At 55.2% G+C, this 26,018-nt stretch carries 29 protein-coding genes, 1 pseudogene and 2 riboswitches; of the genes and pseudogenes, 5 read left to right on the top strand and 25 right to left on the bottom strand.

Annotation, left to right across the window (positions count from 1 at the left end):
- Positions 1-109: 109 nt before the first annotated feature.
- From C0623_13800 to C0623_13910, 23 genes and pseudogenes are all read right to left on the bottom strand, one after another.
- Entirely contained in the window at positions 110-640 is a 531-nt protein-coding gene (locus C0623_13800; GenBank protein ID PLX98119.1) for a hypothetical protein, read from the bottom strand.
- Between the two features lie 36 nt (positions 641-676).
- On the bottom strand, positions 677-1,474 hold the full coding sequence (locus C0623_13805) for a hydrolase (protein ID PLX98148.1): 798 nt from the start codon (positions 1,472-1,474) through the stop codon (positions 677-679).
- A gap of 7 nt (positions 1,475-1,481) precedes the next feature.
- The gene (locus C0623_13810; GenBank protein PLX98120.1) at positions 1,482-2,564 is read right to left on the bottom strand and encodes a threonine-phosphate decarboxylase; all 1,083 of its coding nucleotides are present in this window, start codon (positions 2,562-2,564) and stop codon (positions 1,482-1,484) included.
- Positions 2,546-3,490 (bottom strand): cobalamin biosynthesis protein CobD, encoded by a 945-nt coding sequence (gene cobD / locus C0623_13815; GenBank protein ID PLX98121.1) that lies wholly within the window; start codon positions 3,488-3,490, stop codon positions 2,546-2,548. Before cobD ends, C0623_13810 begins: the two co-directional genes overlap by 19 nt.
- Positions 3,491-3,499: 9 nt before the next feature.
- The gene (locus C0623_13820) at positions 3,500-5,815 is read right to left on the bottom strand and encodes a cobyric acid synthase CobQ (GenBank protein PLX98122.1); all 2,316 of its coding nucleotides are present in this window, start codon (positions 5,813-5,815) and stop codon (positions 3,500-3,502) included.
- A complete protein-coding gene (locus C0623_13825; GenBank protein ID PLX98123.1) occupies positions 5,812-6,882 on the bottom strand; it encodes a cobalt-precorrin 5A hydrolase in 1,071 nt (356 codons plus the stop codon). The genes C0623_13820 and C0623_13825 overlap by 4 nt, the downstream gene beginning before the upstream one ends.
- Positions 6,883-6,906: 24 nt before the next feature.
- The gene (gene cobM / locus C0623_13830; protein PLX98124.1) at positions 6,907-7,689 is read right to left on the bottom strand and encodes a precorrin-4 C(11)-methyltransferase; all 783 of its coding nucleotides are present in this window, start codon (positions 7,687-7,689) and stop codon (positions 6,907-6,909) included.
- Positions 7,682-8,431, bottom strand: a complete 750-nt coding sequence (cobI, locus tag C0623_13835; GenBank protein PLX98125.1) for a precorrin-2 C(20)-methyltransferase — start codon at positions 8,429-8,431, stop codon at positions 7,682-7,684. The genes cobM and cobI overlap by 8 nt, the downstream gene beginning before the upstream one ends.
- Positions 8,431-9,645: a cobalamin biosynthesis bifunctional protein CbiET gene (locus C0623_13840; protein ID PLX98126.1), complete on the bottom strand. Its 1,215-nt coding sequence runs from the start codon at positions 9,643-9,645 to the stop codon at positions 8,431-8,433. Before C0623_13840 ends, cobI begins: the two co-directional genes overlap by 1 nt.
- Positions 9,642-10,727, bottom strand: coding sequence for a cobalt-precorrin-5B (C(1))-methyltransferase (locus C0623_13845; GenBank protein PLX98127.1), 1,086 nt, complete (start codon positions 10,725-10,727; stop codon positions 9,642-9,644). The genes C0623_13840 and C0623_13845 overlap by 4 nt, the downstream gene beginning before the upstream one ends.
- Positions 10,727-11,575 (bottom strand): energy-coupling factor ABC transporter ATP-binding protein, encoded by an 849-nt coding sequence (locus C0623_13850; GenBank protein ID PLX98128.1) that lies wholly within the window; start codon positions 11,573-11,575, stop codon positions 10,727-10,729. The genes C0623_13845 and C0623_13850 overlap by 1 nt, the downstream gene beginning before the upstream one ends.
- Before the next feature lie 12 nt (positions 11,576-11,587).
- The gene (cbiQ, locus tag C0623_13855; protein ID PLX98129.1) at positions 11,588-12,358 is read right to left on the bottom strand and encodes a cobalt ECF transporter T component CbiQ; all 771 of its coding nucleotides are present in this window, start codon (positions 12,356-12,358) and stop codon (positions 11,588-11,590) included.
- 2 nt (positions 12,359-12,360) lie between these two features.
- Positions 12,361-12,642, bottom strand: coding sequence for a cobalt ABC transporter permease (locus tag C0623_13860; protein ID PLX98130.1), 282 nt, complete (start codon positions 12,640-12,642; stop codon positions 12,361-12,363).
- A complete protein-coding gene (locus tag C0623_13865; GenBank protein ID PLX98131.1) occupies positions 12,639-13,376 on the bottom strand; it encodes an energy-coupling factor ABC transporter permease in 738 nt (245 codons plus the stop codon). The genes C0623_13860 and C0623_13865 overlap by 4 nt, the downstream gene beginning before the upstream one ends.
- Positions 13,377-13,398: 22 nt before the next feature.
- Positions 13,399-14,010, bottom strand: a pseudogene (locus C0623_13870) (precorrin-8X methylmutase).
- A gap of 12 nt (positions 14,011-14,022) precedes the next feature.
- Positions 14,023-14,406 carry a sirohydrochlorin cobaltochelatase gene (locus C0623_13875; GenBank protein ID PLX98132.1) on the bottom strand — a complete coding sequence of 128 codons (384 nt, stop codon included), beginning with the start codon at positions 14,404-14,406 and terminating at the stop codon, positions 14,023-14,025.
- Between the two features lie 135 nt (positions 14,407-14,541).
- Positions 14,542-14,732, bottom strand: a riboswitch (cobalamin riboswitch).
- On the bottom strand, positions 14,729-16,081 hold the full coding sequence (locus C0623_13880; GenBank protein PLX98149.1) for a cobyrinic acid a,c-diamide synthase: 1,353 nt from the start codon (positions 16,079-16,081) through the stop codon (positions 14,729-14,731). Its footprint overlaps the riboswitch before it by 4 nt.
- A gap of 236 nt (positions 16,082-16,317) precedes the next feature.
- A complete protein-coding gene (gene cobC / locus C0623_13885; protein ID PLX98133.1) occupies positions 16,318-16,917 on the bottom strand; it encodes an alpha-ribazole phosphatase in 600 nt (199 codons plus the stop codon).
- Between the two features lie 16 nt (positions 16,918-16,933).
- Positions 16,934-17,683: an adenosylcobinamide-GDP ribazoletransferase gene (cobS, locus tag C0623_13890; protein ID PLX98134.1), complete on the bottom strand. Its 750-nt coding sequence runs from the start codon at positions 17,681-17,683 to the stop codon at positions 16,934-16,936.
- Positions 17,680-18,741 (bottom strand): nicotinate-nucleotide--dimethylbenzimidazole phosphoribosyltransferase, encoded by a 1,062-nt coding sequence (gene cobT, locus C0623_13895; protein ID PLX98135.1) that lies wholly within the window; start codon positions 18,739-18,741, stop codon positions 17,680-17,682. The genes cobS and cobT overlap by 4 nt, the downstream gene beginning before the upstream one ends.
- Positions 18,742-18,763: 22 nt before the next feature.
- Positions 18,764-19,285, bottom strand: coding sequence for a bifunctional adenosylcobinamide kinase/adenosylcobinamide-phosphate guanylyltransferase (locus tag C0623_13900; protein PLX98136.1), 522 nt, complete (start codon positions 19,283-19,285; stop codon positions 18,764-18,766).
- A complete protein-coding gene (locus C0623_13905) occupies positions 19,285-19,806 on the bottom strand; it encodes a cob(I)yrinic acid a,c-diamide adenosyltransferase (GenBank protein PLX98137.1) in 522 nt (173 codons plus the stop codon). The genes C0623_13900 and C0623_13905 overlap by 1 nt, the downstream gene beginning before the upstream one ends.
- Before the next feature lie 335 nt (positions 19,807-20,141).
- A riboswitch (cobalamin riboswitch) is annotated at positions 20,142-20,335 on the bottom strand.
- Positions 20,336-20,398: 63 nt separating this feature from the next.
- On the bottom strand, positions 20,399-20,998 hold the full coding sequence (locus tag C0623_13910) for a YihA family ribosome biogenesis GTP-binding protein (protein ID PLX98138.1): 600 nt from the start codon (positions 20,996-20,998) through the stop codon (positions 20,399-20,401).
- Positions 20,999-21,157: 159 nt separating this feature from the next.
- Between C0623_13910 and C0623_13915 the strand changes: the two genes are divergently transcribed.
- On the top strand, positions 21,158-21,670 hold the full coding sequence (locus tag C0623_13915; protein PLX98139.1) for a ferritin: 513 nt from the start codon (positions 21,158-21,160) through the stop codon (positions 21,668-21,670).
- Positions 21,671-22,366: 696 nt separating this feature from the next.
- On the opposite strand, the gene C0623_13920 is transcribed toward C0623_13915, so the two are convergent.
- Together C0623_13920 and C0623_13925 are read right to left on the bottom strand one after the other, a co-directional pair.
- Positions 22,367-22,744, bottom strand: a complete 378-nt coding sequence (locus C0623_13920; GenBank protein ID PLX98140.1) for a DUF393 domain-containing protein — start codon at positions 22,742-22,744, stop codon at positions 22,367-22,369.
- Positions 22,745-22,801: 57 nt separating this feature from the next.
- The gene (locus tag C0623_13925) at positions 22,802-23,281 is read right to left on the bottom strand and encodes a hypothetical protein (protein ID PLX98141.1); all 480 of its coding nucleotides are present in this window, start codon (positions 23,279-23,281) and stop codon (positions 22,802-22,804) included.
- Positions 23,282-23,477: 196 nt separating this feature from the next.
- On the opposite strand from C0623_13925, the gene C0623_13930 reads away from it, so the two are divergent.
- The 4 genes from C0623_13930 (at position 23,478) to C0623_13945 (ending at position 25,852) form a co-directional block, all read left to right on the top strand.
- Positions 23,478-23,960: a ferritin gene (locus C0623_13930; GenBank protein PLX98142.1), complete on the top strand. Its 483-nt coding sequence runs from the start codon at positions 23,478-23,480 to the stop codon at positions 23,958-23,960.
- A 115-nt stretch (positions 23,961-24,075) separates the two neighbouring features.
- Positions 24,076-24,714, top strand: a complete 639-nt coding sequence (locus C0623_13935; protein ID PLX98143.1) for a YkgJ family cysteine cluster protein — start codon at positions 24,076-24,078, stop codon at positions 24,712-24,714.
- A gap of 17 nt (positions 24,715-24,731) precedes the next feature.
- Positions 24,732-25,199 carry a ferritin gene (locus C0623_13940; GenBank protein ID PLX98144.1) on the top strand — a complete coding sequence of 156 codons (468 nt, stop codon included), beginning with the start codon at positions 24,732-24,734 and terminating at the stop codon, positions 25,197-25,199.
- A 326-nt stretch (positions 25,200-25,525) separates the two neighbouring features.
- Complete coding sequence (locus C0623_13945; GenBank protein PLX98145.1) at positions 25,526-25,852, top strand: cytochrome C oxidase Cbb3; 327 nt, start codon at positions 25,526-25,528, stop codon at positions 25,850-25,852.
- Positions 25,853-26,018 lie beyond the last annotated feature (166 nt).

A 26,018-nucleotide genomic window follows, 5' to 3' on the forward strand; every position in this document is an offset into this window, starting at 1 on the left:
TTTTGAAATATAGCGCTGGTGAATACAGAGGCAAAAAACAGCCTCAGCCCATCAGATCAAGTCGCGATTTAAGTATGAAAAAGGAGAGGCTGTCTGCCTCTCCTTTTTGCTATTTCATTTTATTGGCTCTCTCCTGCCGTTTCTTTTCCTTGCGTTCGTGAGCCTCTCTTATTTTCCGCTCCCTCTCTGTTTCAACCACAGCCTCGCCGGAAGCGCCCTTCGGTTTTTTCAGGTCCTTCATCACTTCATCGAAATTCTTCGGCAACCAGTCAATCTCGCCCTTTTTCAACTTTTTGAACGCTGGAGAACCGGGCTGGATTCCGACCTTCTTGGCAATCACACCCCATCCCTGGCCACGCCGCAGGCGGTACTGCCGGATCACATCGTCGACCGGCTTTTCCGCCTTTAAGCCGAGCCAGAGAGAAACCGCGAGGTCGCCGGGCGAATCAACGCGCCCGAGCAGCGTATCAAAACGGGTCCGTGAAATTCCGTAACGATAAGAGAGTTCGGCCCGGAAGTTGTCAAACTGCCGGCTGGCATAGATATTTAAATCACTGACATAGAGATCAACTTCAGCCAGAGCCGACCCGGAGGTTACCACAACCAGAAGAACCGCAACGAGAAACCTGCGCATGAACATTATCGTCTCCTTTTAGCTACCTGTTGAGCAATAGTATCACAAATAGGTTCGGCCGCCCATATACCGTCTGGCAAACCATTTGTTTGACATCTTTTCAATCCTGACCTTTTTGCCGGTTCGCGGCGCGTGAATGAATCGGTCACTGCCGATAAACATCCCGACATGCGAAACCCGTTTGCCGCCGCGGGTTGCGAAAAAGACCAGGTCACCGGGCCTGAGCTTGGCCTTTGCCACCCAGCGCCCGCTACTGAACTGACTGCGCGAATTCCGGGGCAGGTTCAATCCGTTCAATCGATAGCAGACCATGGTGAGGCCGCTGCAATCAAAACCGTTGCGGCTGTCTTCGCCACCCCACCGGTACGGGACACCGATAAACCGCCTGGCCGTTTTAACCAGTTCGGTCCGCAGGTTGCCGTGACCGCTTTGCCGGATCCGGGCCGCCGTATGGGCCTCCGGTGTAACGATAAAAAACGTCTCGATCAGCCCAGAACCCTGCAGCCTCTCGGCCGCACTCCGGGCCTGATCATAGGCAATGTAATCACCGAACCGGACCTTGTAAAGGCCCGAGTCGTGGCGAAAGTAATAGGCATCAATACCCCGGGAACCGAGTTGACGTTCTAGCCGGACCGCGTTTTCAAGGTTGGAAAAGGCACCGACCTGGACGGTATAGCCGAGCTGCGATATGCCCTGCTCCGGTGCTCCAGGGGAGACGGGTTCCTCGAGCAGCAGAGAGGCAATCGGATCGTTCACCGGGCCGGCTGAAGAAGACGGACCGGAGCAACCGGAAAGAATGCCGAGGAAACAAGCAAGAATGAGAACAGGGCGCAGCATCATGGCCAAATCAGAGGAGAATTCCCTTGAGCCCGCTGAGCAGCCGCAGGTTTTCCTGCGCTCCGCGAACAGCGATCCTGAAATATCGCTCATCCAGAGAAACAAAATCGCTGCAATCACGAATCAGCACTCCCTGCTGCAGGAGAACCTGGCTCACCGTACCGGCGGTTCGCCCATCTTTGGGCAAGCGAACTAGCAGATAGTTGGCATCAGAGGGATATACATGAAGGTTCAAGGCGCGGAGACCATCGACGAGCTGCTGCCGCCACTGCGGTATCAGCTTAAGGCTGCGCTCCCGGTAATCTTTCTCGAGCAGACAGGACCGGGCCGCGGCGATGGCCGGTGTGGCCAGCGTCCATGGCGCCGAAAAAGAGCGCAATTGCTGAATCAGTTCAGATGAAGCGGCGAGGTACCCGGCGCGCAAACCGGGGATTGCATAAAACTTGGTCAGAGAGCGCAAAACAATAAGGTTTGGCCGCTCATCAACCTCTTCAATGATCGAAAGCTCCGGGCAAAAGTCGATAAAAGCCTCATCGACCACCAGCAGACAGTTCTCCGGCAACCGGTCGGCCAGTTGCTGCAGCCCTTTCCGCTCAATTCCAGTACCGGTCGGGTTGCCCGGGTTGGCGAGAAAAACAAGGTCGGTAGTCCCGTCAACCGCACTCAGAACCTTTTCAGCGTCAAAGCTGAAATCATCATCTGCTGACAGGGCCACTGTTTCCGTTCGACAGCCGACCTGCTGCAAACTTCGAGCATATTCACTGAACGCCGGGGCAACAATCAAGGCTTTCGCCGGCCGGAAACAGCGCGGAACAAGATAGATCAGTTCGGTCGAGCCGGACCCGGCGAGAAAATTTGCATGATCGAGTTCGTAGCATTCGGCGAGACGATCAATGAACGATGCGGCATCAACTTCCGGGTAGTGAATCGATGTTGAAATGGCATCGACCGCCGCCTTATGAACCGCTTCCGGCATGCCGAGGGGATTGATGCTGGCTGAAAAATCGAGGATTTTCTCGAGGGGCAAACCGAGCTCCCGGGTCGCCTGAAAAACCTTGCCGCCGTGCGTCGAATTTACATCTGAAATAGCCATGACAGAAATACCCCCAATCCAAGAGTTAAGAAAGCCGTGACGTACATCAAGCGGATCATCGCCCGGTAACGCCCGATATTGATCTGGCGATCAGGATCACCGAGAAACGGTTTTTCGACCATTTCACCGAAATACCTGGCCGGACCTCCGAGCTGAATTCCTAAAGCGCCGGCTGCGGCAGCTTCGGGGTATCCGGCATTGGGGCTGCTCGTCTTGCGGGCGTCACGCAGCATTACCTTGAGCGCCGCCCAGGGATTAAGTGCCAGCGGAAACGAAGCGATGACCATCAACAATCCGGTCAGACGGGCCGGCACCAGGTTGAGCAGATCATCAAAGCGGGCCGAAACCCAACCCATTTCACGGTAGCGATCATCGCGATAGCCAACCATTGAATCGAGTGTATTCGCCGCTTTGTATATCATTGCCAGCACCGGTCCTCCGAGGAACAGATAAAAGAGCGGTGCGATCACACCATCCGAAGTGTTTTCGGAAACCGTCTCGATACAGGCCTGCAGGATCTGCTCCTCATCGAGTTTGGCCGTATCCCGTCCGACGATCAGGGAGAGGGATCTTCTGGCCGCATCCAGCTGACCTCTCTCGACCAGATGCACCACTTCCCGACTCTCGATATGCAACTGCCGCAGGGCGATTGTCGTATAGGCGAGATAAAGCGATATCAGGCCGTGGATAACCGGGTGCAGGCGTAAAGCAACCAGCAGCACCAGCCAGGTCAGACCGCCGGTCACCGCGACGACGGAGCCACACAGGAGGAACCCGGCCAGCTTACGGTTGTCGAGCATGCTGGCCAGCAGCAGCTCGAGCCAGTTGATCAGGGTACCGATATAGATAACCGGGTGATGCATGAACCGGGGATCACCGACCAGCAGGTCGAGAGCAAAAGCCGCAAGCAATAACCAGATATCCATAAGACTATGCTACCCTGCAAAGCCGATCAGGGCAAAAATTTTCTGCAGATCAAGATGTTCTTCAAGGTGTGCCGCCAAGCGGTCGAGCTCATTCTCCAGTGATAGCTGTAACGGCGCCGCCTTGCGAACCTGGCCACGATCATGCCAGAGTTGGTCAATCAGAACCCGCCGCAGTTCCGGGTTGTCAAAAAGACCATGCAGATAGGTTCCCCAAACCCGGCCATCGGGAGATATCGCACCATCGGCAAGGTCAACCGGCGAACCGGAGCGGCTGCGCAACCGCACCAACGGTCGGGCCAGGGGGCCACAGGTGGTATCGCCCATGTGGATTTCATACCCGCTGAGCTGTCCAACACCGGAAAAACCATGCGCGAGCGCTGTCTCGAAAAATTCCGCTGTAACCCGGTGAGTCTGTTTGTCCGGCATCATACGGGTCTTTATATCGAGCAGGCCAAGGCCGGAGGTTTCCGGAATATCTGACTCGACGCCGTCCGGGTCTGACAATGTCCGCCCGAGCATTTGCAGCCCGCCGCAAATTCCGGCGACCCTTTTACCGTTCGCATGAAATTCGCGAACAGCTTCGGCGAATCCGCTTTCGACCAGCCAGAGCATGTCCGACAAGGTATTTTTGGTCCCGGGAAGTATCAGCAGATCGCAATCCGAAACCGTGGTCGGATCCTCAAGATAATCAAGACAAATATCCTTCTCGGATGCCAGGGTATCGAAATCGGTATAATTGGAGATGCGCGGCAGTCGAATCACACCGATCTGCAGGCAACCTTCTTTATGCGAGGCAGATTTTCGTGACAGGGCGACCGAATCCTCTTCCGGAAGGTCGATCTTGAGCCAGGGGACAACACCGACAACCGGGATCCCGGTTCGATCCTCGATTTGCCGCAGACCGTCGGTCAATAGCGTGGCATCGCCACGGAAACGGTTGATCACCAGCCCCTTGACCCGGCTCTTTTCCGCCGGTGCGAGCAGCTCGATGGTTCCGAGCAAGGCGGCAAACACGCCGCCACGATCAATATCGGCAACCAGCAAAACCGGAGCATCGGCCATTTCTGCCGCCTTCAGGTTGGTGATATCATGCGCCTTGAGGTTGATCTCGGCAATACTGCCGGCACCCTCGAGGATAACGACATCATGTCGGGATGCCAGCCGCCGATAGGCCGCTTCGACCTCGGAAAACAGTTCCTTTTTTCCGGCATGGTATTCCGCGACCGTCCGGTTGCCGGTCGACCGACCGAGCACGACCACCTGGCTTCCGGTGTCGGAATTCGGTTTCAGAAGAATCGGGTTCATATCGACATGCGGCTCGAGCCGACTGGCCGCTGCCTGCAGGGCCTGGGCCCGACCGATTTCGCCACCGGCGGGAGTGACCGCCGAATTGAGTGCCATATTCTGCGCCTTGAACGGCGCCACATTAACACCCCTGTCATTGAGCAGCCGACAAAGGCCGGCGGTCAGGACACTCTTGCCGACATCACTGCCGGTGCCACCGATAAAGAGAGACCTGGCCATTTCCCCGGAGGCGGATTGTCGGTCCGCCCCCGCTCTCTTGACCGCCGGTACTTCATGCTTTTTTTCATAACCGCGCGGTGTCACCATCCTGCCGCCCGGGTCGATTCTGGTCTGGCTGTTACCGATGATGACCAGACTGAACATATCAACCCCGGCGACCGAAAAACTTGCGAGTTCGCCGGTCTCAACGGTCTCATCAGCACGGGTTGCATGGCGGACAATACCGACCGGGTTTGCCGCCGCGCGGTGACGCAGGATAATCTGCCGCGCCGCATCGAGGTGGCCAGGTCGACCCTTGCTCCGGGGATTATAGAGTGCGATGACAAAATCTGCCGAAGCGGCAGCTTCAAGACGTTGCCGAATCAGCGGCCACGGGGTCAGTAGATCGGAAAGTGAAATAACAGCAAAATCGTGCATCAACGGCGCCCCGAGACGGGCGGCGGCGGCCTGCACCGCCGAGACCGCCGGCACAATTTCAACCTCGGGACCATCGGCACCGGCCAATTCAAGAGTGAGCCCGGCCATACCGTAGACTCCCGCATCACCACCTGAGACCAGAGCTACAGTCCTGCCGGCTGCCGCAAAGGCAATGGCCTTTCGGCAGCGATCGACCTCCTGACGCATGCCGGAGGAGACAACATCCTTACCCTGGAGAAAGGGCGTAATCAGCTCAAGGTAGGTCTTGTAGCCAACCACCGTATCGGCGCTTTCGATGGCACTTGCCGCTGCCGGTGTCAGATACTCGACGCCCCCCGGCCCGATGCCGACTACATAAAGTTTTCCGGTTTTGTCGGAGTTCATAATGGGTCAGGAATTGACACTGTTTTTTCGGCAATGGCGATAGTCACGTTGCCCCGTTTCTGTTTCCCCAGAAGCATCCGGTCGCAACCGGCCGACAGGAGTGCTGCCGGTTCACAAACACCCTGTGCCCCCACCGCTTCCCGAGCGTGCGGCGACGGTTCACTCGGCACCCGAATGGTGTTGAGGGCGGCAGCGGAGTGAAACTCAATGGGGAGGTTTTCCCGGGACGCGAACTGCAGCAGACCGGCCTCGTCGTTCTTGGCATCGATCGTGGCGATACAGGCGATACTATGTTGACTGAGATGCAGTCGGCTGAATTCCTCCTGCACGACAGATTCGATTTCGTCGGCCGTCGTATCACGATTGCAGCCGATACCGACGACCAGGTCCCTGGGCCGCAGAACAAGAACATCCTGGCGCTGCTGCCACTGGTTGATATTGTAATGGGTGACAAAGACATAGCCTTTGGCCGAGACCTTCATCCCTTCACCAATATTTTCAAAAAACCCGACCCCCGGCACCCCGGAAAAATATTCGGATATCCGTTTGCAGCGATCGACAAGAACGATATTCTGCTTATCAAGCAGCAGGCTGTTAAGCTTGCGGATATTTTTGATCGGTTCGACGCGCAAACCCTCCTTGCGGGCAATATCATCCCAGGCCGGAAGCCGGTTGACATCGGTAGCCGTCGTAATAACGGCCTGGCCGCCGCTAGCGCGGGCGGCACTGCGGGCAAGGTCGTTGGCACCACCGAGGTGTCCCGATAGCAGGCTGACCGCGTACTGCCCCTTTTCATCCATAACGACAACAGCCGGGTCGACATCCTTGCCCCTGAGAAAAGGAGCCAGGGCCCGGAATACGATGCCGGTCGCCATGACGCAGATCAAACCCTCATACTCAGCAAAGAGCTCCGGCAACAGTTCGACCACCGGTGCCGTAAAGACCTGTTCATCGTTCGGGCGGGCATAGCGCTCGGGACAATAGACCGTACTCTCCGGCAACGCATTGCCGAGATCGCGGGCCTGTTGAACACCGGGACCGGTTATGGCAACGATGGCAACTCTCATATCAGCAGCTTCCGGGCATTTCGTTTACTCCTCCTTGCCCGTACGGAAACCATGGGCAAATGAGGCATCATACAATTTCGATTTTTCCCGTAGCCCTCGGCTGCGGGCCGCCAGACTCTCCCCGACAATAATGAGCGCCTGCCGGGTCAGGCCGGCGGCTTTGACTTTAGCAGCGATATCAGCCAGGGTTCCCTCGACGATCATCTCGTCATCCCAGCTCGCCCGGCTGACCACGGCGACCGGTGTTTGTTCGCTATAGGCACCGGCCAGTAGTTCGGAGACCACCTTATCAATCATGCCGACGGAGAGATAAAGACAGGTCGTCGCTCCGATAGCCGCTATTTTCGCCAGCTTCTCCTTTTCAGGAACCGGTGTCCGCCCCTCAATCCGGGTCAGGATAACAGTCTGGCTGACGCCCGGCAGAGTCAGTTCCTGCCTGATACTGGCCGCCGCCGCAAAGGCCGCGGTGACGCCGGGGACAACCTCGTAGTCAACCTGATGTGCCTGCAGCGCCTCCATCTGTTCCTGGATAGCGCCGTACAGCGAGGGGTCACCGGTATGCAGGCGGACCACCTTTTTCCCGGCCCGGGCCGCCGGCACCATGATCGCCACCGCTTCATCAAGGGTCAGGCTGGCGCTGTCGAAACATTCGGCACCCTCTTTCAGTCCGGCCAGAAGTTCCCGATTGACCAGCGATCCGGCGTAGACAACAACATCGGCCTGGTCGAGTATCTTTTTCCCCTTGACCGTAATCAGGTCGGGATCGCCCGGACCGGCGCCGACAAAAACAACTTTACTTTCAGACATCCATTTTCTCCCGTCGAACCAGGACCAGGGAGAGATAGTCGAGATCATCTTCCGCAACATTTGCGAGGTCGTGAATCACTTTTTCGCCCGGCAGTCCGAGCCGCTTGATATAGACGGCATTCTTCTCAAGACCAGCCTCTTGCAGCAGCGTGCGCAGCCGGTCGAATGATCGGTAAACCTTGAGCAGGACAAAGGTCCCGGCCAGGTCGATCGCGGCGCCGATCTGCGCATCGGTAAGGGTTGCCGGCACGACGGTCAGGATATCATCACCGAGGCCGAGCGCGACTCCGCTCTTGCCGGCGGCGGCCAGAATCGATGAAATGCCGGGAACGGTTGCGATCGGCACATCCGGGTATGCGCTCTGCAATTCATCCTGCAGGTAAAGATAGGTCGAATAGAACATCGGGTCGCCGAGGGTGACAAAGGCAACCCGCTTGCCCTGACGCACCAGCTCGGCAATCTCGGCGGCGATATCCTGCCAGGCCGCTGCCATCTCGGCGGCCGGCTGACGCATCGGGAAAACCCGGGTCAAAACCTCCTGCCGGGAACGGTCAATATGGGCTTCAACGATCGACAGGGCGATCGACGAATCGGAGCGATCACCAACCGGGGTCAGGATCACATCGGCATCCTTAAGGACCCTGACCCCTTTCAGGGTCAACAGCTCCGGATCACCCGGGCCGACTCCAACAGCGGTCAGAAGGCCGGGTTCGGCAGAACCTGTTTGTGCGATTTCTGCCATTACGCCTCTTTGATCGCCGACAGGATATAGACCGGGTTGTAGGCTTCGAACATCTTGTAATCGGTCAACGGCCGGGTACGGGCAATATTGACCGTCGTCACCTCGACCGCATAACCGGCGTTGTTAAAGAATTCGAGAGCGGCGGTCAGGGTATCCAGGGTGATCGCATTCAGCACGATCCGACCGGACGACGGCAGCCGCCGATCGGCGATCTTCAGAATATCCCAGAGGTGGCCGCCACTGCCGCCGATAAATACCCGGTCGGGATCGGGCAATTCGTCGAGACATTCCGGCGCTGTCCCTTCCACCAGGGTAACATTGCGGGCGTTGAACTTCTGCAGATTCTGCCTGATGAATTCGCGGCACTCGTCATTCCGTTCAACCGCCAGTATCCGCCCGTTCGGAAGAAGATGATCGGCCTCGATACTGATCGAACCGGAGCCGGCACCGATATCCCAGAGGGTCATGTCGTGCCGCAGCTTGAGCTTGGAAAGGGTCACGACCCGGATCTCTTCTTTGGTAATCAGTTTCTTGACCGTTGCAAATTCGTCATCCGGGATGCCGAGGGTCGGAACATAGTGGTCAACGTCGGTTTCATATCGCTTGATCAGAATCAGAACGTTGAGCGGCGCCGCCTCGATATCGAGCAGCCCCTTGACATCGGTATTAACGATCCGTTCGTCGTCGCCACCAAGGTTCTCACAGATCCAGGCGGCGTATCCGTCGCGACCCCGTTCAATCAGTTCAGCCGCTATCGCCGCCGGCGTATTGACCTCATCGGTCAGAATCGCGGCTTTATCGTTGGCGACAACCCGGTCGACCGCCCCGGTAACTCCACGGCCATGCGCCGAGACAAAAACGGCATCGTCCCACGGTTCCCTGATCTTGGAAAAAGCATACTGCACAGAGCTGACATTCGGAATAAATTCAAGCGAATTTGGCGACAGATTGCGCAGCAATAAACGACCAATGCCGAAAAAAAGCGGATCGCCGGAAGCGACGACAACCACCCGCCCCTTGTTCTTTTTCAGCAGATCGACAACCTCGCTGAGGTTATTCCCGATAACAACCTTTTCCCCGGTAAAATCGGGAAAGAGCTTGAGCTGGCGCTCACCACCAATCAGGGTGTCGGCCTGATTGATCAGTTCAAGCGCCCGGCTGCCGAACCCCTCCTGCCCTTCGACCCCGGCACCAATAACGTAGATTGACTTCATAGATTATGATCCTCTTCGCTTTCCGGGCCATAACGCCCGGCTACCTTTCCATTATAGTCGATCAGCATGATATCGACCCGGTTCTTGCCAAACCATTGTTCGAGATGAGTTAATGCCCGTTGTGCAACCAGCCGGCATAAGCGCCCGGCATCCGATAGTGTTGTCAAGACCTCGCGGGCCGTGTTTGCACACTCTATCTTTTCCGCTGTCGATGCGTCAAGGCCGGCTTCGTGCGCCCAGGCGGCGAGCTGCGACAAGTCCAGACGCGAAGAGTCGACGTGCGTCTGCCGATGACCGCAGGCGATCTTCAGCAACTTGGCAAACTGGGCGGCAACAATCACCTCCGGAACGTCCTTGCGCCGGCACGCCTCCATGGCGTAACCGACATGGTCGCCCATCATGATGAACGCCTCGTCCGGCAGATTCAGGACGCCCTGCGCAACCTGCTCGCTGGTCCGTCCGGTCACCACAACAACCGGATCGCAGCCACAGGCCAGGGCAACATCTATCGCAACATCGATGGTGTCGGTCCAGGCCTGATGGGACACCGGGCGGACGATGCCGGTTGTACCGAGAACAGAGAGCCCGCCGATGATGCCGAGACGTTGGTTGAGCGTTCGCCGCGACCGTTCCTCGCCATCCGGAATACTGATGATCACGGTGATCGGCGAATCGGCAAAAATTGATCGGACAGCCTGCTCAATCATGCTGCGCGGCACCGGGTTGATCGCCGGTTCACCGACCGCGACCGGCAGACCGGGCTTGGTCACCATGCCGACGCCAACCCCGCCTTCAATCACAACCCCGCCCGGACCGGACAGGGAGACGACGGCATGGACCTCGACCCCGTCAGTGACATCGGGATCATCACCGGCATCCTTGACGACACAACAGCTTGCCCGGTCCTGTCCAAACTGCTGGCCCTGCAAGGCAAATTCGACAATAACGGAAGCCGGCAACTCGAGTTCAACCTTCTCGACAATCTGCTGCTCTTTCAGCATCCGTGCCGCTCCAAGCGCCGCCGCCGCGGCACAGGCGCCGGTGGTGTAGCCGAACCGGAGTTTCTTTTTCTGCTTTGCCATTAAACCCTTTGCTTCACATCATCAACGGTCAACAATCGCAAAATTTCCCTTCGCGCTTCGCCAACCGTCAACGGAATATGATGCAGCTTGACATTATCCCGGGTTTTCAGAATATGCATCAACTCGGCGATCAGCGGCAGATGTAATTTTGCCTGTTCAAGTACTTCGGCGTCGCCGAAAACCTCGTCCGGGTTTCCACAACGAAGAACTGTCCCTTTTGACAGGATAGCGATCTTGCTCATGAAGAGTGGCACCAGGTCAACGACATGGGTTGCCATGATCATGGTAATCCCCTTGGTCCGGTTTAAATCCTCGAGCAGATGCATCAGCGAATGCACTCCCATCGGATCGAGTCCGGCGGTCGGCTCGTCGAGAATGATGATCTCCGGCTCCATCGCCAGGATACCGGCGATACAGACCCGCTTCTTCTGGCCATGCGACAGGGCATGCACTGACTTGCGGGCTAAAGCCTGCATGTTGACCATGTGCAAAGCCTGATGAACCCGCTCCTTGATCTCTTCCGGCTCCAGCCCCATGTTGGTCGGACCGAAGGCGACATCCTCCTCGACGGTTGAAGCGAAGAGCTGATCATCCGGATCCTGGAAAACAATCCCGATCTTGCTGAACACCTCCCGGTCCTCGACATTGCCGAGTTCATTCCCCTGGAACTTGATCCGGCCGAGTGAGGGCTTGAACAGTCCATTGAGGTGCCTGATCAGGGTCGACTTGCCGCTGCCGTTGGAACCGAGCATGGCAACGAACTCACCCTTCGCAATTTCGAGATTGATGCCATTTAAAGCCGGCGTACCATCTTCGTAGGTATAGTGCAGATTTTCGATCCTGAGCATTACAGTTGTCCTTTATCGCATGACCCAGAGAGTAGTCAGGATACCGATGGCACTCAGCAACACCCCCCAGTCGAGGCTCTTGATCCGGGTCAGTGCGACCGCCGTCATCACACCGCGATAACCGCGACAACGCATCGCGGCAAAACTCCGTTCGGCCCGATCGTAGGAACGGAGGATCAACATCCCGCCAAGAGTCGAAACGGAACGGAGCGTATTCCGGAAACCGGCATAGCCGAGTCGCGATTTCTGGGCGCTCCTGATCCGCGATGCTTCTTCGAACATCAGGAAAATATAACGATACATGATCAGCGCCAGTTCAACCAGCACCGAAGGACAACGGAAGAAGTGAGCGGCCCGCATCAACTCCAGCAACGGGGTCGTCAACGAAAAGAAGAGGAGCACGCTCATGCCACCGAGGATCCGGCAACCGAGTTCAAGCCCCCGGGCAAGCGCCCCCTGATAAATCAAAACGTCGTAGCCGAACAGCGGTAGCGTCTGTACCAGCGCCCCTTCCGGGTACCAGAAGAGTTGTGTCACAAAAGCAATAACCGCCAGAGTGAACGGCACCATCATCCGTAAGAGAAATGAACGGACCCGCACTCCGGAAGCGGTCACCGCCAGTAAGGAAATAACGAGCAAGGCGAGGGGGAAGCGGACACCGCCGGCCGCCAGATTAAGGCCCAGTGCCAGCAGCATCAGAAGGAGCTTGACCCGCCCATCGAGAGCAACCAGCAGGCGCCGTCGCTCGCCCTGAATATCGGTAAACTGATGAATACCACTCATCTTCAGCGGTCACCTTCACCTTCCGGTTGGCCAACGACAAAAACCTTGTGCCAATAGAAACCCATCACAAAACCACCGATCGTACCGGCCAGGGCAAAGAGGAACAGAAGCATATCGCCTTCGACATTGAATAACGGCTCGGCCGCCTCCCGACCCTTGTCAGCGGCATACTTCTCAACGACCGCTTCATCAATCCCGGCCCACTTTTCCGGTTTAGCCTCATCGGCAAACACAAACCCACTCATCAGAACAGGGGCGATCAGGATAATCAGCAACTTCTTCATACCCCCTCCTCTGCCGGAATAATTTTCAGCCGGCGCAGAATGTCGGGGCGGTGGGTACGGACATAAACCAGAATACTTCCGGTCAGCACACCCTCAATCAGCATCAAAACCACGACATAAGGCGCTAGCACCGTGAAGATCGCCGCAACTTCTGAAAGATAACTGCCGCTGCCGTGCAGCCCGGAGGCGAGACCGATCGAGGTACCGAGATAGGTAAAAAAATCGGCCATCGCCCCCGCCAGGAAGCCTGCCCAGAAAAGATTAAACCTTAACTTGCGGGACACAACAAAAGCGATGATCCCGGCGAAGGAGCCAAGGACCCCCATTGAGAAGGTATTGGCGCCGAGAGTCGTCAGGCCGCCGTGGGCGAGGAAGAGCCCCTGCAGCAGCAGTGAAACAAAAGCGACCACGACGCTCGGCAACGGACCGAGAAGAATGGCACTGAAGCCGGTACCGGCCGGATGAGCGGTGGCGCCGATTCCGGGGATAGGAACCGGAAGACAACTGAACACGAAGACTGCCGCCCCGAAAATGCCAACCATCGGCATATAGGTTGGCGACTCTTTTTTCCGCTTGGTCATCTGCCAGATACCGGCGGCGACAAACGGCAGGGCGACAACGAACCAGAAGCTGGCGACCTTCCACGGCAGCAACCCCTCGGTGATGTGCATCGCCAGAGCCTGGCTGGCCAGTACCAGAACCAGCACTCCGGTCACAGATACGATCATATACATGTTCAGCAATCCTCTCTTTATCGAGAATCAACAGAGCATTACAGATCGCCGCAGCAATGGTCGAACCGCCCTTGCGACCGCGGCAGGTAATCTGCGGCAGCCCGGAGGCGACCAGCTCCTCCTTCGATTCGGCAGCGCCGACAAACCCGACCGGCACCCCGACCACCAGGGCCGGATTCACTTTGTTCTCTTTATACAGCTCGAGCAGTTCGTAAAGGGCGGTCGGGGCATTGCCGATCAAAAAAATCCCGGCTCCCGATGCGACCCCTTTGCGCAGGGCGACAATTGATCGGGTGACCCCCTCGGCCTTGGCCTGAATGGCGACATCGTCATCGGCGACATGACAAGAGAGCGTGCAACCGGCTTCAGTCAGGCGACTTTTATTGATCCCCGCAAGAACCATATTGGTGTCGCAATAGATCCCGCAGCCCGACCTGATCGCCTCGAGGGCCGACGCAACCGCACCGTTACTGATCAGGGTATTCATCACAAAATCGTAGTCGGCCGAGGTATGTATGATCCGACGGACAATCGGCCATTCAAGGTCGCTGAAATTGTGAGCGCCGACCTCGGCATCGATAATTTCGAAACTCTTTGCCTCGATCGCCTGCGGATCGCGTATGATCTTTATCATAATGATTCCTTGTTAGCTCCAGCCGGCGGCTGTAAGCGATTCGGCAACACGTTCACATACGATTTCACCGAGCTTGGGATGAATACCGAGCGGCTGGCCCATGATCATCTCGAGGTCCGGGTAGCGTTCTTTCGCCTGTGCCATCTCGTTTGGCAGGTCTTCCAGAACATGCGCCCCGGCAAAAAGGAAGTAGGGGTACAACAGAACCCTTGTCGCCCCCTGTTCGACACATGCGTCGATGCCGGCCTGGATGTCCGGCGCATGCAACTCCCGAAAGGAGACCTCGACAACATCGAAGCCGCCTTCTTTTTTAACCTGCTCGGCAATCACCCGCAAGGCGTCATTCGCCGCCGATACCCGGGAGCCATGCCCCATCAATAAAATTCCGGTTTTCATTTTATCTTCCTCCATGCCCGGGAACCCTCGTCCCGAAAAAAATCCCCCGTCCAAAGCTGGCGCGGGGGATCAGATGTGAAAACAAATCACACCTTTTCCTCCGGCCGCCTTTACCTTGAGCGAACGGGTTGGCACGTCATGTGCCGGATTCCGGACAGGCTTTCTGGCTTCGGGATCGCCCTTTCCTCTCCCCTTCCCGAACAGCTTATCACTGTTCAGTGGTTTTCGAGAGGTCAGTCCCCCGTCACAGCGGCGGGTCCGCGGGGGAATCGCACCCCCTTTCCTGCATCCGGAATCTAGAATCTATCCGGCCAGAATGCCGTCAGGCAACCTGGCCTCTGTAGTCACGACAGGCCGCTACGAAATGCCCGGCGGTCTGTGAGTTGCTGGCGAAGTGAAGATGTACATACGATCCGAGGATATTGCCATCGACATAGCCTTCACTGAACTGTTCCTGACCATTACGGGCAGAGACTCTGTAAACGCGCTCAACCCGATCGGGCATCTGCAGTTCGGAATAATGAAACTCGTGCCCCCGGAGCACAGCCCCGGCCGGCCCGAGGATGGTGTCACCGAGCAGGGTGATCTCGCGATAGCCGAGCGCCTTGCGCCGAGGCAGCATCCGGGCCACGGTCGGAAACATTCCGACGACCGGGTGCCCATCGATTGCCTCGGCCAGATAGACCAGGCCACCACATTCAGCATATATCGGCCGACCACTTTCAGCAAAAGTACGAACCGCCTGCAGCATCGCCTTATTCTTCGCCAATTTCGCGGCATATAATTCCGGATAGCCGCCGCCGATATATAACCCGTCGAGGCTGTCCGGCAGGAGATTGTCCCTGAGCGGCGAAAACTCGAGAAGTTCGGCCCCGGCCGACTCGAGCAGTTCCAGATTGTCGGGATAATAAAAGCTGAACGCCTCATCACGGGCGATCCCGAGGCGGACCGACTTGTCGACTGCCTTGAACGTTTCCACAGATTCCTGATTCATTGGCCGGCCGGCAATCAGGGCTTCAACATCGACAGCATTTTCGACGAGATCGGCCAGTCGGCCCAGCAGCTGCTCATCGAGCAGGCCTTCTTCGGCGGTGACCAAACCGAGGTGCCGCTGCGGCAGCGAAACTTCATCATCCCGGCGGATACAGCCGAGAACCGGTGGCAACCCGTCAACGGATAAGCAGGCCTGACGCAGCAGTTCCTCGTGGCGGTCGCTGCCAACCCGGTTGAAAATAACGCCGGCAAAATCGAGAGCCGGCTCGAAATTAACGAAACCGGAGACCAGGGCAGCTGCACTCCGGGCCTGGGCCCGGGCATCAACGACGAGGACAATCCGGCCATTCAACCATCCGGCAATCTCGGCGGTACTGCCGACATCACTCTGCCCCGAGGCGCCGTCGAACAAACCCATCACCCCTTCGACAAGTGCAACATCGGCTCCGCTGCAGCCTCTTTTGAAAGAGCTCCGCACGTTCTCCTGCCCGCACATCCAGCCGTCGAGATTCCGCGACTGCCGACCACTGGCAACGGCGTGCAGACCGGGGTCGATATAGTCGGGCCCGACCTTGAACGGTGCAACCTGCAGGCCACGCCGCCGCAAAGCCGCGAGCAACCCGAGAGTAACCGTTGTTTTGCCGCTGCCGCTGGACGGGGCGGCGATGATCAAGGGTTTCAGCATTTACAAGTCACTTATTTAAGATCGAAAAAATTCTTAACGCAAAGGCGCAATGACGCTAAGGAAACTTATAATAACAAGAAAACTCCGTTGATAATAATCAGGGCAAAACCCAACGTGTATAATCAAAAATTTCAATTGCGCTGTTTTTTCTCTGCGCCTTGGCGTCTTTGCGTTAAAGGCTTTTGTTATTTCTCCTGCTTTTCGTGGCTTCGTGGCAAAACGGTTTTCGCTTTTCAACCATTCAAAAGACGAACAACCGAGTTGCCGTCTTCATAATAATCGATGCTGTTGAGGCATCCGAAATCCTGCTCGATCGCAAAAAGCGATTCGAGCGGGGCGCCGATGGCATCGAGCAGAATGACCCGGTTTACGCCGCCATGAGCAACGACGATGACTTCTTCGCCCATATATTTCTTGACGATTTTCTTGATCACCGGGCGGACGCGGCCTGCCAGATCATTGAGATTTTCGCCTCCCGGCATCGGCACGTTGACAATATCCTTGAGCCGCGCCTGCCATTCCTTCGGGTACTTTTTTTGAATTTCATCCCAGGTCAGCCGTTCCCATTCACCGGCATCGAGTTCACGCAAATTCTTTTCCGTGACAGTCTCCAGCCCATAGCCGGCGGCAAGGATCCGGGCGCCGTCCAGACAACGACCGAGGTCACTGCTGTAAACGGCTGAGATCGGCAGTTTCTGCATCCGGAGTTGAAGCATGCCGAGCTGGGCGTTCCCTTTCGGCGTCACGCTGACATCGGCCTGGCCATTGTAGCGTTTCTCTTCATGACCTTCGACTTCGCCATGGCGTATCAAGTGAATACGGGTTCGCTTCATATTTGCTCCTGTCGGCTCAAAAAAGAGCCAGAATGAAAAGTAGGGTCAGGACTTCGAGCAGTTCTGTCGCTGCGCCAAGAACATCACCCGTCACCCCGCCAAGCCGATTCTCGAAGTAGCGCAACTGCACCATCGCGATCAGCCCGATCAGAAAAACCAGAAATACGCCCTTGAGCCCGAACAACACGATCGCGGCCGCGACCAAGGTGCCGGTGGCAATCATCACTTCCCGTTCGCCGACATTCTTGACAAAGGCACTTCCGGTTCCCCCTTCAGGCCTGATGTAGCGGCTGTAACTGGCCAGGATGACCTGTATCCAGCGTCCGGCAGTCGGCATCATGATCAGGGCGGCCGACTTTAATTCGATCGAAACATTGTAAAGAGACAGATACTTCAACAGCAGCACCATCACCAGGCCGACGACACCGATCGCGCCGACCCGGCTGTCTTTCATGATATGCAACACCGACTGCTTGTCCTTGCCACCGGCGAGCCCATCGATCAGATCGGCGATGCCGTCGAGATGCAGAGCCCCGGTTGCCAGAATCAGGCAGAGAATCAACAGGCAGTCAAGGACCGGTCGCGGAATCAGCGCATCGAGCAGCCAATTGAGAACGACCAGACCGAGACCGAGCACCAGGCCGACCGCCGGGAAAAACCCCATACTGCGCGCCAGACGCTCCTGGTCAATTTCGACCTTGTCAGCAACCGGGAATATGGTCAGAAAAGCCACTGCTGATTTAAAGTCATCCCATTCGCGATTCATTTTGCCTCCTGAACGTCCGACTCTGAAACTCCGGCTTCGGAAAAAGTAGCAATTTCGCGGTAGCCTTTGAGGGCGGCTTCAACCAGGGTCATCGCCAGAGCCGCTCCGGTCCCTTCGCCGAGTCGCATCCTCAGATCGAGCATCGGCTCCTGGCCGATCCTTTCAAGCATGTGGATATGCCCGATCTCGACCGATTTGTGCGCAGCAAAAATATAGCTATTAACATCCGGGTGCAGTTCCGAAGCGATCAGGGCGCCGGCGGTCGAAATAAATCCGTCGACAACCACCGGGATACCGACGGCGGCACAACCGAGCACCAGACCGGCGATGCCGCCGATTTCGAAACCGCCGACCTTGGCCAGCACATCGACTGGATCGTTCGCATCCGGGCGATTAACTGCGAGCCCTTTCTTGATAACGGCAACTTTCCGCTTGAGCCCCTCATCATCGATGCCGGTCCCGTGAAACGTCACCTCTTCAACTGTGAGATCGGTGATGGCGGCAACGATCGCCGCCGACGGGGTCGTATTACCGATCCCCATATCGCCGGTACCGACCAGGTCAACATTCTCATTTTTACACTTCTCAGCCAGCAAGATCCCGGCTTCGAGACAACGGACCGCATCATCGCGGCTCATCGCCGGGCCCGCAGCGAAATTGGCGGTGCCGTAACCGATTTTGTTTTTAACCAGTCCGGTCAAATCTGCAAAATCGTGATCGACCCCCATGTCGACGACGGTCAGATCGGCACCGGCATGGCTGGCCAGAGCATTGACGCCGGCACCACCATTGACAAAATTATAAACCATTTGCGGCGTCACTTCCCGCGGAAAAGCGCTGACACCCTCTTCGGTGATACCATGGTCACCGGCAAAGGTGAATATCGCTTTTTTGCGAATATCGTCGCGGCCGGTGATTGCAATAAATCGGCGGGCAAACTCCTCGAGCCGCCCAAGTGATCCCCGCGGCTTGGTCTGTTGATCAATATGCGCCTGGACCGCATCGGCTTTTTTTTGATCGATCGGCCTGATCGATTCAAGAGCTTCATTCAAGGTCATCAGTTACAAATCCCTTCCGATTTCATTTCAATTTCAAGGGCAAACCGGAGACTACCAGCCAGGCTTCATCAGCCGCTTCGGCAATTTTCTGGTTCAACAGGCCGGCGAGATCCCTGAAGGTTCTGGCCACACGATTTTCCGGCACGATTCCGGAACCGAGCTCATTACTGACAATATAGGTCGTCGCATTGAGCTGGCGGAGCGCTTCAATCAACGTCGTCGCCTCATGGTAAATTTTCAACTCCTTGTCGCCGTACTCTTCAAGCTGATTGCTGAGCCAGAGCGTCAGGCAATCGATGAGAATGGCCGCAGCCTCTCCGGCCGCCGGTGGAATTGCCTCCGCCAGCTGCAGCGGCTCCTCAAGAACCTGCCAACGTTCACCCCGCTCGGCCTGATGGCGCCCGACCCGAACGGCCATCTCGTCGTCACGCACTTCAGCAGTGGCAACGTAGAGCAGATCGCCAACATGTTCCTCGGCGAGTTTCTGGGCATAACTGCTCTTGCCGGACCGGCTGCCGCCGGTGATATAGACAATGCGACCCATCAGAACTCCAGCCCCTTGCGGGCCGGGATACCGGCATCGTACGGATGCTTGACTTTTTCCATTGAAGTGACCAGGTCGGCCAGATCCCGGATCTCATCCGGGGCATTGCGCCCGGTCAGAATAAGATTCATTGGTTCCGGACGCTCTTCAATCAGTTTGCGAATCGCCGCGATTTCGATATACCCGTTGTGCATCGAATTATTGATTTCGTCGAACACCGCCAGATCGTATGCACCGGAGAGAACCAGCTCCTTCGCCTCGGCAAAGGTCTCGTTTACGCTTTTTACGATGATCTCCTTCTCCGGCATCTTGCCGATGATGCCGATACCGGCGGTGAGGATGGTCATGTTCGGCTGCTGACTCAGCAGCTTGATCTCGCCGCTCTCCGGCTTATCCGGCTTGAGAAATCGGGCGAGCAAAACCTTCTGCCCCTGACCGAGCGCCCGGACGATGACTCCGGTCGCCGCCGTGGTTTTGCCTTTACCGTTGCCGGTGTAGATGTGAACGAGACCTTTTTGCATGGAAAACCTCTTTCAAAATCGCCACTAAGGCACGAAGAACATCAAGGAGCTCAAAATCTATTAATTAACGGAGAGGCGGAGAACTGGAGAGAAAAGCAACTTCAAATCCAAACTCTCCTGGTTAGGTCAACACCATAAAAGCTATTGATTTGTTTCTCCCCGCTTAATAGGTCTTCGGCTCTGCCTCTCTCCGCCTCTCCGTTAAGATGCTTTTGAAGTTGTCTTTCTTGGTCTCTTCGTGGCCAAAAGGTTTTAGACTTAAAACAAAAACCCGGACTCCACAGGGAATCCGGGTCAAGCATAACTTGGAAACCCGAACCTCTCCCGCGAAGGTCATTACGGAACAGCTTCCGGGCAGGTCTCCTGGCTTGTGGGTCAACTTACTGGCCGGCCCTTCCCGTTTAAAAAAACAGTGGTCTGCCGGCGGTCATCGCCACTCACAGTTGCGGGGCAGCGAGGGAATCTCACCCTCTTCCCTATTCTTCCGCCTTTTTTTACTGCGGCGGACACCCGAAAGCGTTGTACTCAATATTAATGTCCGACCTTTGTAGCAAAGGAAAAAGGCCGGTGTCAATCAATCATAGCGAATCGATCAGGATTCTTCCTCACCGACCGCAAGCGTCGATTCGATCAACTCCCAGATAGCTTCTATTCCCTGTCGTTTGAGCGCTGAAAAAAGGGTAAAAGCATCGGCCGGCAGACCGGTCGCTTCAGCAATGGTTCTGACATGTTTCGCCTGCTGGCTCCGGTTGACCTTGTCGGCCTTGGTAATGATCGGAATGGTCGGAATGTCAAGCTCCTCGAGCCAGTCGAGCAACTGAATATCTTCATCGCGCGGCGTCCGACGGATATCGAACAGCAACACCACCGCCGCCAGATTCTGCCGCGACTGCAGGTAGGTCCGGATCATCGGTCCCCACGCTTTTTTCACCGACAGCGGGACCTTGGCAAAACCGTAGCCGGGCAGATCGACCAGCAGGAATTGTTCGTTGATGCAGAAGAAATTGAGCATCTGCGTCCGGCCCGGAGTTGACGAGGTTCGGACCAGGCTCTTGCGATTGATCAGGACGTTGATCAGCGAACTCTTGCCGACATTGCTACGCCCGGCAAAAGCGACTTCCGGCATTGAAATCTCCGGATAGCCCTTCGGCTGAACCGCACTGGTCAGGTATGTGGCTGTCTTGACATGCATCTTGATTCTCCGGACGTCAGCGTAGCACAGGACGGCAAAAGACGAAACAAATGATCGACAACTTTTCACCAGAGAAATGGTATGCTATATTTTACGAGTTGAGAGTTGAATGATCAAACTCCAGCTTTACTTTATAAATCCAGAGGAGGAACTTCTAAAATGATGAGTCAGAAGCTGCAAGATGCCATGAATGAACAGATGAAGAACGAATTTTTTTCCGGCTACCTCTATCAGGCGATGGCCGGTTATTTCGAATCTGAAGACCTTCCCGGGTTTGCCAACTGGATGCGTATTCAGGCGCTGGAAGAATTGACCCACGGCGAAAAGTTCTTCAACTTCATGTGTGAAGTCGGCGCCCGCACCAACCTGTTGCCGATCGATGGCCCGAAAAACAACTACAAATCGCCACTTGAAGTTCTTGAATACTCACTCGAACATGAAAAATTTGTGACCGCCAGCATTGGCAAGCTGATGACCATTGCCAAAGAGGAAGGGGACCACGCCAGTGAAATCTTCCTGCAGTGGTTTGTTACCGAACAGGTCGAGGAAGAAGCTTCCTTCGGTCTGCTGGTCAAGAAGCTCGAGCGGATCGGCGACGACTGCAACGGCCTGCTCCGCCTCGATGAGGAACTGGCCGGGCGGTCTTTTGTCCCGCCGGCAGCAGAAGAGTAATTTAAAAACATAAAACAGAATTCAAAAGAGGGCTGAAAAAATCAGCCCTCTTTTTTTGGTTTATCGTACTTTACCGGGAACAATTGGTGCGCACTCAAATTCTGCCATACTTTTTAACCACATCTGAAAAGCATAAACCCAGTTCGGCGTCTTACATGGGGCCCCGGTAGAGCAATTGGACAGTCAAAGAAATCAGGTGACACTTCCCTCGACTACGGGTAGTGTCACCGTCAGGTTATATAAAACAGCTGTAAGTTTTAAGTTGTCAGCTGTCAGAGGAAACCAGGAAAGTCTCAAAACTTTAAAAGCAAAGCCTTTGACTTACCCCCGTTGCTCTTGAGGTCGCACCTGCCAGCACGATCACTGAACCGTAGCCCGACCGCAACCGCCACGGAGACATTCCGCGTTTGCCTCAAGGCAAACTCCCCGGCAGCACAGTTGAACAGAAACAATCCAGACCGCGAAAAAAGCCCCCGTCAAGGGAGCCGTTTTCTGCATACTCTTTTATGGCTCAATAAAAGAGTATGGCGGAGTGCGCGGCCGCGACCGCGCGGTTCTTCCTGGCTTCTGTCTTCAGGGGGACACGTCCCTGTACTTCGGGTCGTGTCCCTGTCATACCAATCAAGGTCGCCGGTATGGCCCTGCAAAGACACCCAATTCAGTCTCTTGCGCCGGTGAGCGCCGTCGAGCAACGGATTAATCTGGCTTTTTTGGCAATCGATGCCGGTTCGCCGCAAACATCCGGTAACCGATACGGGAGAAGAGGTTGATCCCCGGCAGGCCGGTCATAATAGCGAGAAGATGGTAATGAGCTCCGGGCAGCTGACGCCAGATCAACCGGAAAGCGTCGACTCCGACATGGAAGGTTCCGTCTCGATCCTGAACGTGCAGCTGCTCCATGAATTCATCGAGATTTTTTCCATAAGCAGCAGGATCAAATCCGGGATCGTTGATATTGACATACTCAAGGTCGACCCCGTCTTCGATCTTCATATAATGGCTGATCTCAGCATCGCAAACCCGACAACTGGCATCGTAAAAAATCTTGATCTTTTCATTCTCCATAGTTGCCATTATAACAAAAGACCGCCATAAGCGGTCTTTTGTTGTGTCGTTTTTGAGATTGATCCATTAATTGAGTAAATCCTGGAGATCTTCGCGGCGTTCATCGCGAAAACTCTGCCTCTCTTCGCGCCGCTCCTGGCGATATTCCTGCCGGTCGTCTCTTCGGTCCTGACGAAAGGCCTGACGATCTCCGAAACGATCCTGCCGATGCTCACGCCGCTCCGCACGGTATTCATGACGAACTTCACGCCTTTCGGCCGGGTTATCGGCATGAAGCATTTCACGTTTCATCTCTCGCTTTTCATGCCGCCACTCTTTTCCATCCTGCCGCCGCTCCTGCCGGAATCCTTTACGATCATCAATTCTTTGATGCCTGAAATCCATGCGGTCCGATCGCTTTTGCTGGCGAAAGTCCTGCCGGGCGTCTCTCCTCTCAACCCGATATTCGTGGCGCTCGCCGCGAGTCGGCTGCTCCCAGGCGTAAGCCGGAATTGCGATAAAGACAACCATGGCTGCTGTCAATGTCAATTTTGCAAAATTAAACATCTGATCCTCCTTGGGTTTATATGTATTGTTTGACTGGTCAGACGGCTATCTATCCTGTTCGGTTGACAATCAACAATAATTTTCTCTCATAATGGTCATTCCATCCAGTTGACAAAGAACCGATTTTCGCTTAAAGTACGCTGTCTTTGAACATTAAAAAAATAATGATTATTTGAGAAAAAGGAGAGAGATCATAATGAGTTCAACAACCGATGCAATCAAGCGTTCCATTCTTACGGAAAAGAGCGCCATGGATTTTTACACCAGCTGTGCTTCTCACATGAAAAAAGAAGAGGCGATCAAAACGTTTGAGCTTCTGGCACGCGAAGAACGCGAGCATGCAGAATCGTTCTTCCAGATCTATGACGGTGATGACATCGGATCTTTCGAAGAATTCATGAAGACCGAGACTGATTCAGACTGGCTGAGCGATGTCGAAAAATCAGCACTACCGAACATGGACGAGCGCAAGGCAATGGAATTTGCCATGGAGAAAGAAAAGCAGCTTGAGGAGCATCTGCGCAACATGGCCGAAAAAGTTGATGACCCGAAAATCAAGGCTGTTTACGAAGCGAACGCCAAGTCGACCCACAACCACTACGTTCTGATCGAATCGGAATATGCCCGCCTCATGGGAATGGTTCACGAAACGGATATCGACACCTTCGTTCGCGAATAATTACACGACTCCCCTGCACCACCCAGCCCCGGTCGATTTCGACCGGGGCTTTTTGTATCTCTGCGCTTTGATCTGAATATGATATGCTAAATGACATTGAGCCGGGAGGGTCATCATGAAGGCGGAATTCGATCGACAGTTTTTCATGGATAGGGTTTCAAAAAGCGTGCAGCGGATCATGAAGGAACCGGAAGTCGATGGCGCTAGCGATGCCGCCGAGACAGTTCAGCAGATGGCTGAAAAAGTCTGCGCCGAGCTGGTTGGACGGGACCATCGAATCGCCTGCAGCGAAGGTTGCTCACACTGCTGCGTTGTCAATGTTTCAATTCTGCCACCTGAGGCCGAGGCGATTTGTAATTACCTGCTAAGTGTCAGCACCGAAGAAGAGCTTGAACTCTTGCGCAAAAAACTTCACGCACTTGATCTCGAAACACGCTGGCTCGATGATGAAGAGCGGATTATGGCGAGAAAACAGTGTGCATTTCTGACTGAAGCGGGAAGCTGCAGTATCTACCCGGTCCGCCCCCTGCTCTGCCGGGCAATGACATCGACCGATGGCAACAATTGCCGCGAGGCTTTAAACATGCTGGCCCTGGATGAAGAGACCCCGATTTTTATCAACCTGCAGCAGCAGGAAATTTTTGAAGCCGCCTTTATCGGCTTCGGTGAGGCCCTGAAAAGCCTCAGCCTTGAATACAGAAGTCTTCGCCTGACCGGAGCAGTCAGTCAATTTATGCTCAAACAATTGCACTAGCCGGAGTCGACAGAATCATGGAATCTGAAAAGACTATTCAAGACGCGATTTACCATTCGATGCTGACCGAAAAGGACGCAATGGATTTCTACCGGACGGCTTCGCAGTATGTCCGCAATCCCGACGCCCGCAAAACTCTCGAGTTGCTGGCCCAGGAAGAGCGGGAGCACGCAGAGTGGTTTCACCGTATCTGCAATGGTGTTGACCTCGAAGAATTTCTTGAATTAATTGATAGTGGCCCGAATGAGAATTCCGACTGGCTGATCAAACTCAAGGAGATCAACCTTGAAAACGGCGAACTCGAGGTTCTGGAAATTGCCATGCGCCAGGAAAAGGAACTCGAAAAGGAATTGGCCCGAATCGCCGCTGAAACCAGCGATGAAGATGTTCGCAGGATCTACCAGGCGAATATTGAATCAACCCGGGAACATTTTAAAATGATCGCTGAAGAATATAATCGACTGAAAGAGCTCCTCTTCTCCTGATACCCCACCAATTCCCTAAGGGTCTGCCTCACTGGATCACACCAACTGAAACAAAATGTTTCGCGGAACGTTTTGTTTCAGTTTTTTAATGTTCTGCCGTCAACTGGCGGAATAGCCGCATTTAATTCGATTTCCTGAATATAAAACCAGGATTGAAACAAATTGTTTCAATCCCACGAATTCCCCTCTGACCTGACAGGCAGATATAACCACTCGGAATTACTATATATAATTTTTTTCGGCAAGTTGGCATGAATCGTGTTTTCTGTATATCAGGAATTATGAAACTAAACCAAGGACTCATCACACATAACATGGAGGAAAAAATGAAAATCACGACCAAGATTCTGATCATGCTGATCATTGTTGTCTTCACGGCAACGTCCGCCCTCGCCGTCAAGGGAGGCAACCCGAAAAAAGGAAAGTACCTCTACAAGAAACACTGCAAGGCCTGCCACAGCGCTGATAGCGACGGCGGCGAGCTGACTCCGATGTCAAAGACCATGAGCCAGTGGGATCGCCTGTTCAAGCGCGGCAAGCACAAGGGCGGCCAGGAAGCATGGGACAAGATGAAGCCGCAAGAGCTCAAGGACATCAACCAGTTCCTTTTTGACCATGCAGCCGATTCGCCTTCGCCACAGACTTGCGGCTAAAAAATTAACTGCCACGCTACAAACTTATCAATGGAAGAAAAGAGGAGGCAAAACCGATGAAAAAACTTTTTGTTCTGCTGCTGACCATCATGCTGGTTGCTCCGGCAACCATAATGGCGGCCACCCCGGCCGAACTGGAGAAAATGATCAAGGATCTCCAGGAAGA

It is taken from the genome of Desulfuromonas sp. (assembly GCA_002869615.1).
Taxonomy (GTDB): Bacteria; Desulfobacterota; Desulfuromonadia; order Desulfuromonadales; family UBA2294; genus BM707.